Source organism: Arenimonas sp. (assembly GCF_047602345.1).
Lineage (GTDB): Bacteria > Pseudomonadota > Gammaproteobacteria > Xanthomonadales > Xanthomonadaceae > Arenimonas.
Window position 1 is genome coordinate 565066 of record NZ_JASGHN010000010.1, and the last position, 16354, is coordinate 581419.

Annotated in this window: 18 protein-coding genes; 6 read left to right on the forward strand and 12 right to left on the reverse strand. The window is 66.3% G+C overall.

Annotated features, from left to right (window positions below):
• Positions 1–121 precede the first annotated feature (121 nt).
• Complete coding sequence (locus QM707_RS15440; protein WP_415002767.1) at positions 122–883, forward strand: TonB family protein; 762 nt, start codon at positions 122–124, stop codon at positions 881–883.
• Positions 884–929: 46 nt separating this feature from the next.
• Here QM707_RS15440 and QM707_RS15445 read toward each other — a convergent pair whose 3' ends face one another.
• Together QM707_RS15445 and QM707_RS15450 are read right to left on the reverse strand one after the other, a co-directional pair.
• A complete protein-coding gene (locus QM707_RS15445) occupies positions 930–1700 on the reverse strand; it encodes a hypothetical protein (RefSeq protein ID WP_415002768.1) in 771 nt (256 codons plus the stop codon).
• Positions 1697–3298, reverse strand: a complete 1602-nt coding sequence (locus tag QM707_RS15450) for a 4Fe-4S dicluster domain-containing protein (protein WP_415002769.1) — start codon at positions 3296–3298, stop codon at positions 1697–1699. The genes QM707_RS15445 and QM707_RS15450 overlap by 4 nt, the downstream gene beginning before the upstream one ends.
• Positions 3299–3372: 74 nt before the next feature.
• Here QM707_RS15450 and QM707_RS15455 point away from each other — a divergent pair, with 74 nt between their 5' ends.
• On the forward strand, positions 3373–3972 hold the full coding sequence (locus QM707_RS15455; protein WP_415002770.1) for an alpha-ketoglutarate-dependent dioxygenase AlkB family protein: 600 nt from the start codon (positions 3373–3375) through the stop codon (positions 3970–3972).
• On the opposite strand, the gene QM707_RS15460 is transcribed toward QM707_RS15455, so the two are convergent.
• Genes QM707_RS15460 through QM707_RS15480 form a run of 5 tightly spaced genes read right to left on the reverse strand, consistent with a single transcriptional unit; the run spans position 3973 to position 8483 of the window.
• On the reverse strand, positions 3973–4677 hold the full coding sequence (locus tag QM707_RS15460) for an ABC-type transport auxiliary lipoprotein family protein (RefSeq protein ID WP_415002771.1): 705 nt from the start codon (positions 4675–4677) through the stop codon (positions 3973–3975).
• Complete coding sequence (locus QM707_RS15465) at positions 4674–5627, reverse strand: MlaD family protein (protein WP_415002772.1); 954 nt, start codon at positions 5625–5627, stop codon at positions 4674–4676. Before QM707_RS15465 ends, QM707_RS15460 begins: the two co-directional genes overlap by 4 nt.
• On the reverse strand, positions 5627–6436 hold the full coding sequence (locus QM707_RS15470; protein WP_415002773.1) for an ABC transporter ATP-binding protein: 810 nt from the start codon (positions 6434–6436) through the stop codon (positions 5627–5629). Before QM707_RS15470 ends, QM707_RS15465 begins: the two co-directional genes overlap by 1 nt.
• Complete coding sequence (locus QM707_RS15475) at positions 6433–7542, reverse strand: MlaE family ABC transporter permease (RefSeq protein ID WP_415002774.1); 1110 nt, start codon at positions 7540–7542, stop codon at positions 6433–6435. Before QM707_RS15475 ends, QM707_RS15470 begins: the two co-directional genes overlap by 4 nt.
• Positions 7539–8483, reverse strand: a complete 945-nt coding sequence (locus QM707_RS15480) for a DMT family transporter (protein ID WP_415002775.1) — start codon at positions 8481–8483, stop codon at positions 7539–7541. Before QM707_RS15480 ends, QM707_RS15475 begins: the two co-directional genes overlap by 4 nt.
• A gap of 14 nt (positions 8484–8497) precedes the next feature.
• Here QM707_RS15480 and QM707_RS15485 point away from each other — a divergent pair, with 14 nt between their 5' ends.
• Positions 8498–9757 (forward strand): threonine/serine ThrE exporter family protein, encoded by a 1260-nt coding sequence (locus tag QM707_RS15485; protein ID WP_415002776.1) that lies wholly within the window; start codon positions 8498–8500, stop codon positions 9755–9757.
• A gap of 62 nt (positions 9758–9819) precedes the next feature.
• On the opposite strand, the gene fabB is transcribed toward QM707_RS15485, so the two are convergent.
• The 5 genes from fabB to QM707_RS15510 all read right to left on the reverse strand — a co-directional run bounded on the left by fabB (position 9820) and on the right by QM707_RS15510 (position 14660).
• Positions 9820–11031 carry a beta-ketoacyl-ACP synthase I gene (fabB, locus tag QM707_RS15490; RefSeq protein ID WP_415002777.1) on the reverse strand — a complete coding sequence of 404 codons (1212 nt, stop codon included), beginning with the start codon at positions 11029–11031 and terminating at the stop codon, positions 9820–9822.
• 8 nt (positions 11032–11039) lie between these two features.
• Complete coding sequence (fabA, locus tag QM707_RS15495; RefSeq protein WP_415002778.1) at positions 11040–11549, reverse strand: 3-hydroxyacyl-[acyl-carrier-protein] dehydratase FabA; 510 nt, start codon at positions 11547–11549, stop codon at positions 11040–11042.
• A gap of 177 nt (positions 11550–11726) precedes the next feature.
• Positions 11727–12431, reverse strand: a complete 705-nt coding sequence (locus QM707_RS15500) for a hypothetical protein (protein WP_415002779.1) — start codon at positions 12429–12431, stop codon at positions 11727–11729.
• A complete protein-coding gene (locus tag QM707_RS15505) occupies positions 12432–14147 on the reverse strand; it encodes a proline--tRNA ligase (RefSeq protein ID WP_415002780.1) in 1716 nt (571 codons plus the stop codon).
• Positions 14148–14246: 99 nt separating this feature from the next.
• The gene (locus QM707_RS15510; RefSeq protein WP_415002781.1) at positions 14247–14660 is read right to left on the reverse strand and encodes a hypothetical protein; all 414 of its coding nucleotides are present in this window, start codon (positions 14658–14660) and stop codon (positions 14247–14249) included.
• Positions 14661–14758: 98 nt separating this feature from the next.
• Here QM707_RS15510 and pssA point away from each other — a divergent pair, with 98 nt between their 5' ends.
• Genes pssA through rimI form a run of 3 tightly spaced genes read left to right on the forward strand, consistent with a single transcriptional unit; the run spans position 14759 to position 16354 of the window.
• Positions 14759–15538 carry a CDP-diacylglycerol--serine O-phosphatidyltransferase gene (pssA, locus tag QM707_RS15515; protein WP_415002782.1) on the forward strand — a complete coding sequence of 260 codons (780 nt, stop codon included), beginning with the start codon at positions 14759–14761 and terminating at the stop codon, positions 15536–15538.
• Entirely contained in the window at positions 15535–15855 is a 321-nt protein-coding gene (locus QM707_RS15520; RefSeq protein ID WP_415002783.1) for a hypothetical protein, read from the forward strand. The genes pssA and QM707_RS15520 overlap by 4 nt, the downstream gene beginning before the upstream one ends.
• Positions 15856–15859: 4 nt before the next feature.
• Positions 15860–16354 (forward strand): ribosomal protein S18-alanine N-acetyltransferase, encoded by a 495-nt coding sequence (gene rimI, locus QM707_RS15525; protein ID WP_415002784.1) that lies wholly within the window; start codon positions 15860–15862, stop codon positions 16352–16354.

Below are 16354 nucleotides of genomic sequence, written 5' to 3' on the forward strand. Positions count from 1 at the left end.
CGGATTCGTCCCTGTTTCCCTACCGTCCATCGCGCGGCCGGGCACCCCTGCCTTTCGGCCTAGGCCGGAAAGGCAGGGCGGCGTTAGCATGCGGGTAGCACCGTGCCGGGGAGGGCCTGCCATGTATTCGTTCGCTCGCTGTGTCGTATTGGCGTTCGCCTTGTGCCTGCCTGCGGCGGCTATGGCCTCCGAGGCTGCGCGCGAGAAGACCATCGCCGTGCGCGTGCAGGTCGATGCCGCCGGGAAAGTGCAATCGGCGAAGGCCTTGCCCGACCCCGACGGCGTGGAGGCGCTCAACAACATCGCCGTCGGCCTGGCGCAGAAACTTCCTTTCACGCCAGCGAAGAAAGACGGTGCCGCCGCACCTAGCGAAACGACCTTGTTCCTGAAGCTGAGGATGGAGCCCAAGCCCGACGGGCAGTTCGGTATCCGCCTGGTACACGCCAGCAACGGGCCGCACGTGGTCGAGATGGGGCGCATCCGTTTGCCGGAGAACAAGGGCCTGCGCAGCCGCGCGACCATCGTCGTGAGCGTGCCGCTGCGTGAGGACGGCACGCCCGAGGTCGACGGCATGAAGACCGAGAAGGTGGACATGACGAACGGCTCGGCTTTCGACGAAGCGCGTTATGTCTCGGCCATCGAGGGCTCGTTGCGCCATAGCCGTTTCGAACCCGACAAGGTCGGCGGCGTGGCGGTGCGCACGCGCGCAAACCTGCCCTACCAGTTCGGCGGTGGCGGTGGCGGCCGCGGTCGCGGCGGAAAGGATGCGCCGGGCGATGACGCCAAGGACACCGCTTCCGTCCCCGGCGTCACCGAGGTCTCGGACCAGGCGGGCGTGGAATTGCCGAAGGTGATCTTCACGCCCGCGCCGGTGGCGAAGTAAGGGCTCGGCGAGGTTCCGCCAGCGCGGACAACTGCCGTTCGGATACCTACTCGGCCTCGGGCTGCGCGCGCAGCCCGTGTTGTTCGGCGGCGTCGATGAGTAAGGCGGCGGCGAGGAAGAACTCGCTCTTGTGGCGCATGCGCGACGCGTCCATGCCCATGTGTCCGCCCGACAGCACGGTCATCCGGAACTCGCCGTCCAGGCAGGACTCGAAGTACCAGTCGGGACTGTGGATCCAGCCGACGCCATCGATCTCGGCTGGAAAAAGACGGACCTTAAGTTGTTCCAGTCGTGCCGCAATCGGCGGCCAATCGGCCGCATCCAGCATGGCTTCCCGACGGAGGTTGACCGCTCCCGGTGCTTTGCCATCCCAGCGCCGCTCAATGCGCTGCAATGTGGCTGGCGACATTGGCGTGGCTTCGCGCAGAACGATGGCGTCTTCGTCGCTGGTCCATGCCAGGCCGCGCGCATGCACAAAGGCATAGGTGTCGGGGCTGCCTCGACGGCATTGCTGTGCGAGCACCGGCAGGTCCATTCTTTTTTCGGACTTGGCGAGTTCTGAGCGCAGGTACCGCCAATCGCGGTTGCCCCGCTGACTCGTCGAGTCGAGCACTGTTGGCGCGTCGCAACAGGGAATCTCGATGTTGGCAATCTGCTCTGCAGTCAGGATCGTCGTGGACTCGACATCAAAGATGTCGATAGGGGGAGCGCCGTCCGATACCTTCAAGGTGGGGGCTCGTGCGCACGCGGCGAGCATGGCCGCGCTCGCGCAGGCCAGCATGCGGAGCACGACCGGGAGCAAGACCGGGTTCTTCACAGATTCTGGTAGTTCGGCCCGGCGCCGCCTTCCGGCGTGACCCAGTTGATGATCTGGTACGGGTCCTTGATGTCGCAGGTCTTGCAATGCACGCAGTTCGCCGCATTGATCTGCAGGCGCGGGCCAGACTCGTCCTTGACGATCTCGTAGACGCCGGCCGGGCAGAAGCGCGTGCAGGGGTTGCCGTATTCGGTCGCGCAGGTGGTGATGCAGATGTCGGTATCGGCCACGTGCAGGTGCACGGGCTGGTCTTCGTCGTGTTCGGTCGCAGCGAAATACACGCCGGCGAGTCGATCGCGCGGCGCCAGCGTGCGCTCGACGTAGTCGCGCTTGGGTTTCTCGGCGACGGCGAGTTTTTCCAGCATCGTGTAGTCGGCCGAGACCTTCATCGTCCACGGCGACAGGCCGGCGGTGATCGTTTCCCAGCCGGAATTGACCAGGCCGAACCACTGGCCCTTCTTGAAACCCGGCTTGAAGTTGCGCACCTTGCGCAGCTCGCGCATCACCGCCGAATCGCGCAGCTTCGCATCCCAACCTTCCGGCTTGCCCTGCGCGGCGATATGTTCGGCCGCCAGCATGCCCGAGCGCATCGCCTGGTGCGTGCCCTTGATCTTGGGCACGTTGAGCATGCCACCGGCGTCGCCGATCAAGATCGCGCCGGGCATTTCCAATTTCGGCAGCGACTGCCAGCCGCCCGTGACGATCGCGCGCGCGCCGGCCGACAGGATGCTGCCGCCTTCGAGCAATGATTTCACGCTCGGATGGTTCTTCCATTGCTGGAAAGCTTCGTAAGGCTGGTAGTTCGGGTCGCGGTAGTCGAGGCCGGATACGTAACCGAGCGCGATTCGATCGCCGTCGAGGTGATACAGGAAACTGCCGCCATAGGTTTTCGGGTCGGCGGGCCAGCCCATGCTGTGCACGATCTTGCCGGGTTCGCAGCGGCCGGCCGGCACCTGCCAGAGCTCCTTGATGCCGATCGAATAACTCTGCGGATCGCAGTCGCGATCGAGGTCGTACTTGCGGATCAGCTGCTTGCTCAGGTGTCCGCGCGCGCCTTCGCCGAGCACGGTGATCTTCGCGCGGATGTCGATGCCCTGCGTGTAACCGGGCTTGTGCGAACCGTCCTTCGCCACGCCCATGTCGCCGATGCGCACGCCGCAGACGGCTTCGTTCTCGTCGTACAGCGGTTCGGCGGCGGCGAAGCCCGGGTAGATCTCGACGCCCAGGGCTTCGGCCTGCGGCGCCAGCCAGGCGCACATCGCGCCGAGCGAGACGATGAAGTTGCCGTGGTTGTTCATCTGCGGCGGCACGATCGGGAACCTCCAGCCGCCGCTTTTCGACAGGAACCAGAATTCGTCCTTGCCGGCCGGCACGCAGACCGGCGGCGGATTCTTGCGCCATTCCGGCAGCAGCTCGTCCAGCGGCTGCGGCTCGATCACGGCGCCGGACAGGATGTGCGCGCCGATGGTCGAGGCTTTCTCGATGACGCAGACACTGAGCTCGGGCTTGAGCTGCTTCAGCCGGATCGCGAAGGCGAGGCCGGCCGGGCCCGCACCCACCGTGACCACGTCGTATTCCATGACATCGCGTTCGCTCATCGCCCGGCTCCGATTGGCTGGGGCCGATTTTCCGGGTTTGCCGGGGTCGGGGCAAATCGCCCACACTGGACGCCATGCTCGAAACCATCGGATTGCCCGGCGCCAGCCTGCGTTTCGATCCGCATTACCTCTCGCCGGCCGAGGCGAAAGCGAGCTTCGCGGCGTTGCGGGGCGAAATCCCATGGGAAAACCATCGCATCCGCCTGTTCGGGCGCGAAGTGGCGTCCCCACGCCTGAGTTGCTGGATCGGCGACGAGGGCACGGGCTACCGGTACTCGGGCAGTGATTTCGAGCCGCGAGACTGGACGCCGGCCTCGTCGCGCTTGCGCGAAGAGCTTCGGGACAGTCTCGCGCTCGATTTCAACAGCGTACTGGCCAACCTCTATCGCGACGGGCGCGACGGCATGGGCTGGCACAGCGACGACGAACCGGAGCTGGGCGACAGACCGGTCATCGCTTCGCTAAGTCTCGGTGCGACGCGGCGTTTTTGCCTGCGTCGTCGCGACGGCACGGGCGACGTGCTGAAACTGGAACTGCCGCCCGGAAGCCTGCTGCTGATGCAAGGCGATACGCAGGAGAACTATCGCCATGCATTGCCGAAAACCGCGCTCGCCGTCGGCGAACGCATTAATCTGACGTTCCGCCGGATTCGTCGCCGGAACGGGCCGCGATGACTACGACTTCGGCTTCGCCGCAGACACATTCGCCTGGCCGGTCGCCAGGGTCCAGCCGATGATGTCGCCATTGACCTGCGTCAGCGCCGCATTGAACGCGGCGACCACCGACGGGATTTCCTCGCTGGCCGCCGGCACTTCGACGTCGAAACGGCGCATCGCCAGTACGCGCGTGTTCGGATGCGCGAGCAGCTTGGCCTGGATCGAAACCACGACGGTCGGCGGCTTGCCCTCTTCGCGATAGACCGATTCGAACTGCCGAATGTCGGTCATCAACACGAAATCGCCACGCACGCCGGTGGACTGGCGGCCGACCGCGACGATCTTGCCGGAGTCCTCGAATGCGCGAACGAGTTCGGACTGCACGAGATCGGGCACGGCATCGGACCACACCGCGCCCTGGTAGACCTGCAAGGTGTCGGATTGCGGGCGGACGGCGATCTGCATGGAGTCGAGCGAATCGCTGCTCAACGGGCGGGCGACGACCAGCGGCCAGTTCACCGTCGGCCAGCTCGCCTGCGCGTCGATCTTCAACTGCGGCGAATACAGGGTGACGTTCTTCGAGCCGCCGACCATGGAGCAACCCGGCAGCATCAACGCCGCCGCCAGTCCCAATGCCACCGCGGAAAAAGTGCGTTTCATTCGGGTTCCGATATCGGCTCGTCGTGCGGACGAGGCGCTGCGCGGGAAGCGACGGGCGCTCATGGCTTGAACTCCTTCGGTTTGCCGCGGCCGAGGATGAAGCCGGCGGGATTGTTCTCCAGGCGCGCGCTGAGCTGGTTGAGTTGCCGGATCAGCACGCGCAGCTCGGCCAAGGCGGGGCCGACCTGCGTCAGGCCGTCGTTGCCCAGGCTGTTGATGCCGTCCTTGTTGTCGGTCAGCATGCCGTTGGCGTTCTGGCCCAGAGCTTCGAACTGCGTCAGCGTGCGATCGAGCTTGGCCAGCACCTCGGGCAGGTCGCGCTGCACCGACACCATCGTTGCGTCCACCTTGCCCATCGCGCCTTCGGCCGAGGCCAGCGTGCGGTCCAGGCGTTCGGTGGCGACGCGCGCGTTCTCCAGGATGTCGGCGATGTCCTTCTTCTGCGTGGCGACGGTGCCGGTGATGGTTTCGAGATGGTCGAGCGTGGCGGTGATGCGCGCGACGTTCTCCTCGCTCAGCATGCGGTTCAGTCGTAGCAGCATCTCGGCGGCGGTGGCGGTGATGTCCTCGGCCGAACTGAACAGCTTGTTGAACGCCGATTCTTCGGCATAGATGACGGCCACCCGCTGGTCGCCGGTCGGTTCCAGCGGCTGGCTCTTGGCGGTGCCGCCGCTGAGCTGGATCTGCGCCACGCCGGTCAGACCGATGAAAGCGAGCTTGGCCTTGGTATCGGTCTTGATCGGCGTCTGGGCGCCGACGCGGATGCGCACGATCACGCGGTTCGGATCCTTCGGGTCGAGCCACAGCTTGCGCACGTCGCCGACGCTGATGCCGTTGTACTGGACGATGCCGCCGGTGGACAGGCCGGTGACCGATTCCTTGAAGACGACGTCGAACTCGTTGAAGCTCTTGTCGCTGGAGTACTTCGCCGCCCATAGCGCGAACAGCACCAGGGCGAAGGCGACGATCAGCGTGAACAGGCCGATCAGGACATGGTTGGCGCGCGTTTCCATTACCTCTTCTCCTGTGCCACTTGCGCGGCGCGGCCGCGTGGCCCGTGGAAATATTCCTGCACCCAGGGGTGGTCGTATTTCTCGACCTCGCTGAGCGGTGCGTTGACCAGCACGCGACGGTCGGCCAGCACGGCGACGCGATCGCAGATGGTGTAGAGCGTGTCGAGATCGTGCGTGATCAGGAACACGGTCAGACCCAGCGCCTGTTGCAATGTACGGATCAACTCGTCGAAAGCGGCCGCGCCGATCGGATCGAGGCCGGCCGTGGGCTCGTCGAGGAAGAGCAGGGCCGGGTCCAGGGCGAGCGCGCGTGCGATGCCGGCGCGCTTGCGCATGCCGCCGGAGAGCTGCGAGGGATACTTGGTCGCGGCGTTGTCGGGCAGGCCGGCGAGACGGATCTTCAGCAGGGCCAGATCTTCGACCAGGTCCAGCGGCAGCTCCGGATAGTGTTCCTTCAACGGGACTTCGACGTTCTCGGCCACCGTCAGCGAGGAGAACAGCGCACCATTCTGGTAGAGCACGCCGGTATTGCGCTCGACCGCGAGGCGCGCCTTGCGATCCTCGGATAGCGCATTCACACCGAGCACTTCGATGCTGCCGGCCTGCGGCCGTCGTAGCGCCAGGATCGCGCGCATCAGCACCGACTTGCCGGTACCGGAACCGCCGACGACGCCGACGATCTCGCCGCGGCGCACGTCCAGGTCCAGGTTCTCGTGCACGACCTGTTCGCCGAAGGTGTTGGTCAGGCCGCGCACGCGGATGGCCGGCGTCAGGTCTTCGACGATGCCCTCCGCCAGCTGCGCGCTCACCAGTCCATCTCCATGAAGAACAGCGCAGCCAGCGCGTCGATCAGGATCACCAGCGAAATGGTCTGCACGACGCTCGATGTCGTGCGCTCGCCCACCGATTCGGCCGTGCCCTGCACCTGGAAACCTTCCAGGCAGCCGATCAGGCCGATGATGATGGCGAAGAACGGCGCTTTCGACAGGCCGACCCAGAAATGCTTGATGCTCAGCGTCTCGGAAAGGCGACTGACGAACATTTCGGGGGAAATATCCAGCGAGCCCGCAGCGACCGCCATGCCGCCGGCGAGGCCGGCCATCATGGCCAGGAAGGTCAGCAGCGGCAGCATCATCACCAGCGCGATCACGCGCGGCAGCACCAGCAGCTCGATCGGATCCAGGCCGAGCGTGCGGATCGCGTCGATTTCCTCGCCGCTCTGCATCGCGCCGATCTGCGCGGTGAAGGCGCTGGCGGTGCGGCCGGCGAGCAGGATGGCCGTCAGCAGCACGGCGAATTCGCGCAGGAAGGCGATGCCGACCAGTTCGACGACGAAGACCTCGGCGCCGAATTCGCGCAGCACGGTAGAGCCGAGGAAGGCGACGACCGCGCCGACCATGAAGCTCAGCAGCAGCACCAATGGCACGGCATCGAGGCCGACCGATTCCATGTGATGGATCGTCGGCGTCCAGCGGATGCGCGTCGGGCGCAGGATGGTCGCGAACAGGGTCTTCAGCGTCAGGCCGCCGAAACCGATCAGCGCCAGGATCTCCTTCGCGTAGTCCTCCATCGAGAAGCCGAGGCGTTCGAGCATGCGGCGGAAGCCGAAATCCTTCTTGTGCTCGTGCGCGGGCGTCTCGCAGATCAGCCGCACCGATTCGACCAGCTTCTGGTGGATGGGCTTGACCTCGACCGTCGCCAGGCCCAGCCCGACACCGGTGGCGTATCGCGAGAGCAGCATTGCGCCGGTGGAATCGAGCCGGGCGATATCGCGGCCGTCGATGTCCTTGGCGCGCGACGGCGCCGACTCGATCAGCTTCAACATTCGCTCCGCATGCACCAGTGTCCAATCGCCCGTGGCCCGGAGGATGTCCGGGTCGCGCTGGCTCGGCTGCATGGCGGGGGCGTTGCTCATGGAAGCCAGAGCATGCAGCAAACCCCGCTCAGGGTCAGCCCCACCCCCGCCACGGCCCGCCGGCTCAGGGGTTCCTTCAGCCAGGCCCAGGCGAGCAGCAGGATGAAGACGGAGGCGGTCTCGTTGAGGATCGCGGCCACGGAGGCGGTCGTGAACTTGTAACCGGCCAGCCAGAGCACCATCGCGATGAACTGGCCCGCGAAGGCCGCCAGCGCCAATTTGCCCCAGGGCAGCCCTGGCGAGGGCTTCAGCAAGGCCGTCTCGCGACGCAGCAGGGCGATGGCGACCATCATGAGCAAGGCGCCCAGCATGCGCCAGCCGGTCACCCACATCAGGGGCTGGGCCTCAAGCACGCGTTTGACCAGGACGATGGCGCCGGCCATCAATCCCACGGCGAGCAGCGCATACATCAGGCCGCGCATCGCATGCGCCGGTCGTGGTTCGCCGCTGCGGGGCCAGGCGGCCAGCCAGACGCCTGCGCTGACGAGGACGAAGCCGCCGACCTGCATCGGCGTCAGGCTTTCGCCGAGGAAGAAGAAACTCAGCACGATGACCATCGGGCTGTAGAAATTGCCCAGCACGCCCATCCGGCCCGCGCCGAGCTCGTTCAGGGCGCGGAAATACAGCGTGTCGGCCAGTCCGATGCCGATGGCGCCGCTGGCCATCGCGGTCGCGATCTGCAGGCCGCTGAAGTCGGCATAGGCCCAGCCATGCGCCAGCGGGATCGCCGGCAACAGCATCAGCATGACGAGCGAATTCTTCAGGAAGTTCAGCTGCAGCGGCGGCAGGTTGGCGCCGAGCTGTCGATAGAGCATCACGCCGACCGCCCAGGCCAACGCGCTGAGGATCGAACAGAATTCGCCGAAGCCGGGAATCGCCGTGAAACTCATGCCGGCCTCGTTGGGGTCGAGCGCGCATTGTCCGTCGTGTCGCGGTTTCATGCCATGCTTTAAGCATGCCCGCATCCCTGTCCGACACCCTTGCGCCTGCGCTCGCACGCATTGACTTCATGGTCGAGCTGGCGCGTCGCCTGCATATCTACGGCACGTCCTCGCAGCGACTCGAGGGCGCGGTGACCCAGGTCGGACGGAAGCTCGGACTCGATGTCGAGATATGGTCCAACCCGACCGGCATGATCCTGAGTTTTCCCGACGGCGAGCGCGGCACGCCGCATACGATCACGCGGGTGATCCGGCTCGAGCCGGGCGAAACCAACCTCGGTCGCCTGGCGGCCGCCGATGCGATCGCCGAGGATGTCGTCGCCGGCAAGCGCGACATCGCCAGCGGCCTGGCCGCGATGCGCGCGCTCGACCGGCCACCGCGCGCCTACGCGAAACCGTTGGCGATCTTCAGTTTCGGCCTGGCCTCGGCCTCGGTCACCGGCCTGCTGCCGAATACGGGTTGGGCGGATCTCGCGACCGCGGCCGTGCTCGGCGTGCTGATCGGCTGGCTGACGATCTTCAGTGAAGGCCGCCCATCCTGGAGCGATGCGCACGAAGCCCTGGCGGCCTTCGTCGCGACCTTGCTGGCTTCGGCGGTCGCCACCGTGCTGCCGCTGACTCTGCAGAGCGTGATCATCGCGTCGTTGATCGTGCTGATGCCCGGCATGACGCTGACGACGGCGGTGTCGGAACTCGCGAGCCGGCAGTTGACCTCGGGCACGACGCGATTCGCCGGCGCGTTGACGACCCTGCTGAAACTCACCTTCGGCGCGGTCGCCGCCAGCCAGGTCGTCTGGCTGCTCGGCTGGAAGCCCTTGGCGAACGCCGGCTCGACCCTGCCGGACTGGATGCCCTGGCTGACCCTGCTGGCGGGTTCGTTCGCATTCGCCGTGCTGTTCAAGGCGTCGCGACGCGACACTTTGCTGGTGATGGCGTCGGTCTGGCTAGGGTTTCTCGCAACGCGGTTCGCGGCGACCTTGCCGGGTGCGGCCGACAATGCCCTGCCGACCGGCGTGTTCTTCGCGGCGACGGTCGTCACTGCGGTCGCGAATGGTTATGGCCGCTGGTCGAATCGTCCCGGGGCGTTGGTGCGAATGCCGGGCATCATCCTGTTGGTACCTGGCAGCCTGGGATTCCGCAGTTTCAATTTCGTGCTCGAGCGCGACGTGATGCTCGGCCTCGACACCGCGATCGCGGTGATCAGCGCCCTGATCGCGCTGGTGGCCGGCATCCTGGTCGGCAACCTGCTGGTGTCGCCGCGCCGCAACCTGTAGCAGCGACGCCGGCCGCGATCGCGTCCCCAAAGGAATTTCCTTCGGTCATCGCTCCTACAAGATCAGGCGAAGCGACGCAGCACGAGCGTGGCGTTCGTGCCGCCGAAACCGAAGCTGTTCGACATCACCGTGTTCAAGCTCGCGTCGCGCGAGGCGCGAACCAAGGGGAGGCCTTCGGCGGCCGGGTCGATACTTTCGACATTGGCCGAACCGGCGATGAAACCCTGTTCCATCATCAGCAGGCAGTAGATCGCCTCGTGCACGCCGGCAGCGCCGAGCGAATGGCCCGACAGCGATTTCGTCGACGAGAAGGCCGGCATCGTTTCGCCGAACACATCCTTCATCGCTCCGAGCTCGGCCACGTCGCCGACGGGCGTCGAGGTGCCGTGCGTATTGACGTAGTCGATCGTGCCGTCGACGGTGGAAAGGGCCTGGCGCATGCAGCGCGCCGCGCCTTCGCCGGAGGGCGCGACCATGTCGGCCCCGTCGGACGTCGCGCCGTAGCCGACGATCTCGGCCAGGATGCGGGCGCCGCGCGCCTGCGCATGCTCCAGCGACTCGACCACGACCATGCCGCCGCCGCCGGCGATGACGAAACCGTCGCGGTCGGCATCGTAAGGGCGCGAAGCGCGCTCCGGCGTGTCGTTGTACTTGGTCGACAAGGCGCCCATCGCGTCGAACATCATCGTCTGCGTCCAGTGCAGCTCCTCGCTGCCGCCGGCGAAGACCATGTCCTGCTTGCCGAGCTGGATCTGCTCCATCGCCGCGCCGATGCAATGCGCCGACGTCGCGCAGGCGGACGAGATGGAGAAGTTCAGGCCGCGGATGCCGAAGGCGGTGGCGAGGTTCGCCGACACCGTCGAGCACATCGTGCGCGTGACCATATAGGGGCCGACGCGCCTTACGCCCTTCTCGCGCAACAGGTCGCCCGCTTCCACGGTGCTGGCGCAGGAGCCGCCGCCGGAACCGGCGATGACGCCGATACCGGGATCGGAAATCGCGTCGGCCGACAGGCCGGCATCGGCGATCGCGTCCTGCATCGCCACGTAGGCGTAGGCGGCGGTATCGGCCATGAAGCGGCGCAGCTTGCGATCGATGCGCGCCTCGAAATCGACCTCGGGGCGGCCGGCCACATGGCTGCGAAAGCCGTGTTCGATCTGCTCCGGATTGACCCGGATGCCGGAGCGGCCTTCGCGCAACGAGGCGGAAACGCTGGCGCGATCGTTGCCGAGGCAGGACGTCAGGCCGAGGCCGGTGATGACGACGCGTTTCATGGCGGATCTCACATCGAATCGGTGGAGGTGAACAGGCCGACGCGCAGGTCGGTGGCGGTGTAGATCTCGCGGCCGTCGACGTACATCTTCGCATCGGCGATCGCCATGACCAGCTTGCGTTCGACCACGCGCTTGAGGTCGATGACGTATTCGACGAGCTTGGCCGTCGGCAATACCTGGCCGGTGAACTTCACTTCGCCGACGCCCAGCGCGCGGCCGCGGCCGGGGTTCTGCTTCCAGCACAGGAAGAAACCGACGAGCTGCCACATCGCATCCAGGCCCAGGCAGCCCGGCATCACCGGGTCGCCTTCGAAATGGCAGTCGAAGAACCACAGGTCGGGACGGATATCGAGTTCGGCGCGGATCTGGCCCTTGCCGTGGGCGCCGCCTTCGTCGCTGATCGAGACGATGCGATCGAGCATGAGCATGTTCGGCAGCGGAAGGCGTCCGTTGCCGGGGCCGAACATCTTGCCGTGGCCGCAGGCGATGAGTTCGTCGCGGTTGAAGGAGGATTGCATGCGATGCGTCCTGCGCCGCGAAGGGGCGGCGAAACCCGCAATTATTTCCCTAGTCGCCGGGAGCTGGCGATTACATACACTAGCGTACTTCGCAAGGCATTGATTGAACGAAACCCTACGACTGCGTATGTGGCCGCGGCCCCAACGCGCGTCAACGCAACTGCGCAGCGGAAGGCGTCAGCGCAGCGGTTCCAATCCCGCCGGCCAGTAGTCGAGGCCGTCGCCGATCTTCGACAGCGAAGGCGCGGCACCCGTGAAGGCGAACCAGCGATCCGCCGGTGCGCGCGGTTCGTCGCCATCGGCGCCGGTGGTCTGTTTCGCGCGGTGGTTGAGCAGGTTGATGCTGATGTTCGAATACTCCATCGACGCGCGATGCATCGAATCGCGATCCAGGCCGATCAAGACCATATCCTGGCCCTGCAGGCGGAACTTGAACGTGGTCTGCCCGGCCCACCAGCTGCCGGCCGAGGCGAACTGGCGGAAGCGCACCGTCAGCACGCCCTTCGCGATCGACAGGCTGCCTTCCTCCATCACGTCGTCGAAGTTGCTCTGCGTCCAGGCGGGCACGAAACGGGCGTTGCTGGCCAGCAGGCGATAGCCCTTGCCGTCGGCCAGCACGACGGCGGTGATCCGCGGCCAGAACGTCTGCCAGCCCTCCTCCTCGTCGCCGAAACCGGGGTCGGGCTGTTTCGAGTTCTCCAGCACGAAGGCGGCGTCGGGGCGGCCGTCGCCGTTCAAGTCGCCATCGGCGCGCTGCAGGATCTTCCAGCCGGCAGGCACGAAAGCTTCCACGCGCATCGCCTGCGCCGGAAGCACAGGGGCTTCCAGCGCGACATGCGCGGGTACGGCCAGCGCCAGCAGTAGCGTGGCGCCGGCCGGCATTCAGCCGATGCCCAGTTTGACCGATAGGGCGGCGCGATCGAGGTTGACCGCTTCGCTGTCGCGACGGCCGCGGTATTCGAACGTGCCGGCGGCCAGGCCGCGTTCGGAGACGACGACGCGATGCGGGATGCCGACCAGCTCGATGTCGGCGAACATCTGGCCGGGGCGCAGGCCGCGATCGTCGAGGCAGGTTTCGATGCCGGCGGCGTTGAGTTCGTCGTAAAGGGCTTTCGCCGCTTCGGCGACGGCAGCATCGCCCTTCGGATTGATGATGCACACGGCGACGCGCCAAGGCGCCATCGGTTCCGGCCAGCAGATGCCGTTGGCGTCGAAATTCTGTTCGATCGCCGCCGCGACGACGCGACTGACGCCGACGCCGTAGCAGCCCATGTACATGACCTGCGCCTTGCCTTCCTGGTCGAGCACGGTGGCGCCCATCGCTTCGGCGTACTTCTGCCCGAGCTGGAAGACATGGCCGACTTCGATGCCGCGCGCGATACCGAGCTTGCCTTGACCGTCGGGCGAGGGATCGCCTTCGACGACGTTGCGGATGTCGGCGACCGCGTCGGGTTCGGGCAGATCGCGCCCCCAGTTCACGCCGGCCAGGTGGAAGCCCTTCTCGTTCGCGCCGACGATCATGTCGCTCATTGCGGCGACGCTGCGGTCGGCGATGACGGTGATGTCTTTCGCGGGCTTCACCGGACCGAGGAAGCCCGGCTCGCTGCCGAGGTGCGCGAGGATTTCCGCTTCGCTGGCGAGGCGATAGCCGCCCATGCCGGCGAGCTTGGCCAGCTTGATCTCGTTGACCGAGTGGTCGCCGCGCACCAATGCCAGCACGAAACCACCGCCTTTCAGCGATTCGTCGCCGAACAGGGCGACGGATTTCACCGTGCGCTCGAGCGGTATGCCCATCAATGCGGCGACGTCTTCGCAGGTCTTTTGCGTCGGCGTGTCGATCTTGCGCAGCGACTCCGTTGCGGCGCCGCGCGCGCCGGGCGCCAGCGCCTCGGCCGCTTCGACGTTGGCCGCGTAATCGGAGCCGTCGGAGAAGACGATGGCGTCCTCGCCCGAGTCGGCCAGCACGTGGAATTCCTGCGAGGCGTCGCCGCCGATCGCGCCGCTGTCGGCGCGCACGGCACGGAACTTCAGCCCGAGGCGGGTGAAGATGCGGGCGTAGGCGTCGTACATGTTGCGGTATTCGCGCGCCATGCACTCCGGCGTCAGATGGAACGAATACGCATCCTTCATGACGAATTCGCGCGCGCGCATCACGCCGAAGCGCGGACGGATTTCGTCGCGGAACTTGGTCTGGATCTGGTAGAAGTTCAACGGCAGCTGCTTGTAGCTGCGCAGTTCGTTGCGGGCGAAGTCGGTGATGACTTCCTCGGCGGTCGGCGCATAGCAGAACTCGCCGTCCTTGCGATCCTTGATCTTCAGCAGCTGCCCGCCGAATTTCTGCCAGCGACCGGTTTCTTCCCAGAGCTCGCGCGGCTGGATGGTCGGCATCGACACTTCGATGGCCCCGGCGCGATCCATTTCCTCGCGAACGATGCGTTCGACCTTCCGCAACACGCGCAGGCCCAGCGGCGTCCAGGTGTAGATGCCGGCGGCGAGCTTGCGGATCATGCCGGTGCGGAGCATCAGCTGGTGGCTGACGATCTCGGCATCGGCGGGGGTTTCCTTGCTGGTGGAAAGATGGAACTGGGACAGACGCATCGAAAGGATCCGGCACTTGGAATCGGGCCGGCCATTGTAGCGGGCGCAAAAGCGAACGGCCCGCGGTCGCCCGCGGGCCGTGGCGCGAGCGACGCTAGATCATTCCTTCGCCGGCGGTGGCGGGGTCGGGGCGCAGCGAGCCTTGACCTGGGATTGGGCCAGGGCGGTTTCGCTGGTGCGCTCTTCCGCGCTCAGCACGATGTCCTTGCCGTCCTTGTCCTTGCCGCGGGAAAGCGGCTTACCCGAATTGAGCAGCTCCAGGTTGGCGCGCGCGTTGTCGCAGGCCTTTTCAGCCTCGGTCTTGGGCTTGGGCGCTTCCTGCTGCGGCTTGGCCGGGTCGCGGCCCTTCACCTTCTTGGATTGCGAGTTCTGGGTTTCCGTCTGCGAATACTCGCTGACGCCGCCCTTCTTCTTCTTGTAGACGGTGGTGGCCTGCGCGCTCAGCGCAAGGCCAAGGGCGAGGACGGTCAGGCCCGCCAGCGGCAGGCGGTGGAACAGGGCTGGGCGATTCATGCGTGGCTCCCGGCAGAAGATGGACCCTAGTTACCACCGCCGCTCCCCGCCCGCAAGCCTCGGCTGCCGCGCCGTTGCCGAGCCGTTACACTGAAGCCATGGAGACGCCCAAGCCCACACCCCGTAACCGGCACATCTATCTGTTGCCGAACCTGCTCACCACCTGCGGCATGTTCGCCGGGTTCTACGCCATCCTGGCGGCGGCCAGCGGGCGCTTCGAGCACGCCTTTGCGGCCGTTTTCGTCGCGGCGATCTTCGACGGGATCGACGGCCGCGTCGCCCGGATGACCGGCACCAGCAGCGAATTCGGCGTGCAGTACGACTCCCTGGCCGACCTCGTCAGCTTCGGCATGGCTCCGGCCCTGGTGATGTACCACTGGGCCCTGGTCGGGATGAAGCTGGACGGCCCGCTAGCGGGGAAAATCGGTTGGGCGGCGGCCTTCCTCTACGCGGCCTGCGGTGCCTTGCGACTGGCCCGCTTCAATACCCAGGTCGGCGTGGTCGACAAGCGCTGGTTCATCGGACTGAACAGCCCGTCTTCGGCGGCGCTGATGATGTCCTTCGCCTGGACCTTCCAGAACCTAGGTTATGCCGGCGAAGACCTGCGCTACTTCGCCGTGGTCCTGACCGTGGCCTGCGCCCTGCTGATGGTCAGCCGCATCCGCTACACCAGTTTCAAGGGTGGCCCCAAACCCGAGCCGGTCGATGGCGCACGCGCCGAGCGTGTTCCCTTCTGGGGAATGCTGTTGATCGTGGGCACCCTGGTCGTGTTGTTCGTCGCCCAGGAAAAGGGCTTGCTGACCGTAGCGGCGCTGTATGCCCTGTCCGGGCCGGCGTATTGGGCCTGGAGCAAGTTCACGCGCAAGGCCGCCGCATGAGGCTGTGGACGGCCGAACAGGAACGTTTGCTGCAGGCGATGGGCTTTACGCCCTACGCACGCGCAGGCGCACCGCCGGCATTCGCGGAACCCGTGGCGGCTGCGGTTCTCGTGAACGCGGGCGGGTTCGACCTCCTGCGCGCGGCATTGCGCCGCGCCGCCGGCGATTGCGGTATCGATGCGCTGGTCGGCGATCTTGCCCGCCTGCGCAAAGACCCGGCGGGGAAACGCGCACTGTGGCCGAAACTGCGGGCGCTCCGAAGGGCAGGAAGCCCAAGTGGCGCGAGAGGCAGGACGCCGGAAGCGCCCGACGCCTGATGCGATGAACGCGCTGCTCGCCAACGATTCGCAGATGCGGCCGATGCGCCAGGCCGATATCGACATCGTGGCGGCGATCGAAGTGCGCGCTTACGAGTTTTCCTGGACGCCCGGCATCTTCCGCGACTGCCTGCGCGCCGGGCACCAGTGCTGGGTACTGGAAGCGCGCGCCGGCATCATCGGTTACGGCGTGCTCAGCTGCGCTGCGGGCGAAGCGCACGTGTTGAACGTCTGCGTGGCGCCGGAGCATCAAGGCCACGGGCATGGGCGCAGGCTGATGAAGCGCCTGATCGACCTGGCGCGCTGGCACATGGTGGATCGCGTCTTCCTCGAAGTGCGGCCCTCGAATCCGAAGGCGATCGCGCTGTACGACAGCCTCGGCTTCAACGAGATCGGCCGGCGGCCGAACTACTACCCGGCGAAGAACGGTCGCGAAGACGCCATCGTGATGGGCATCGAGCTGCTGGTGCCCGACTCGGCCTGGCCGCCGCGGCTGTAA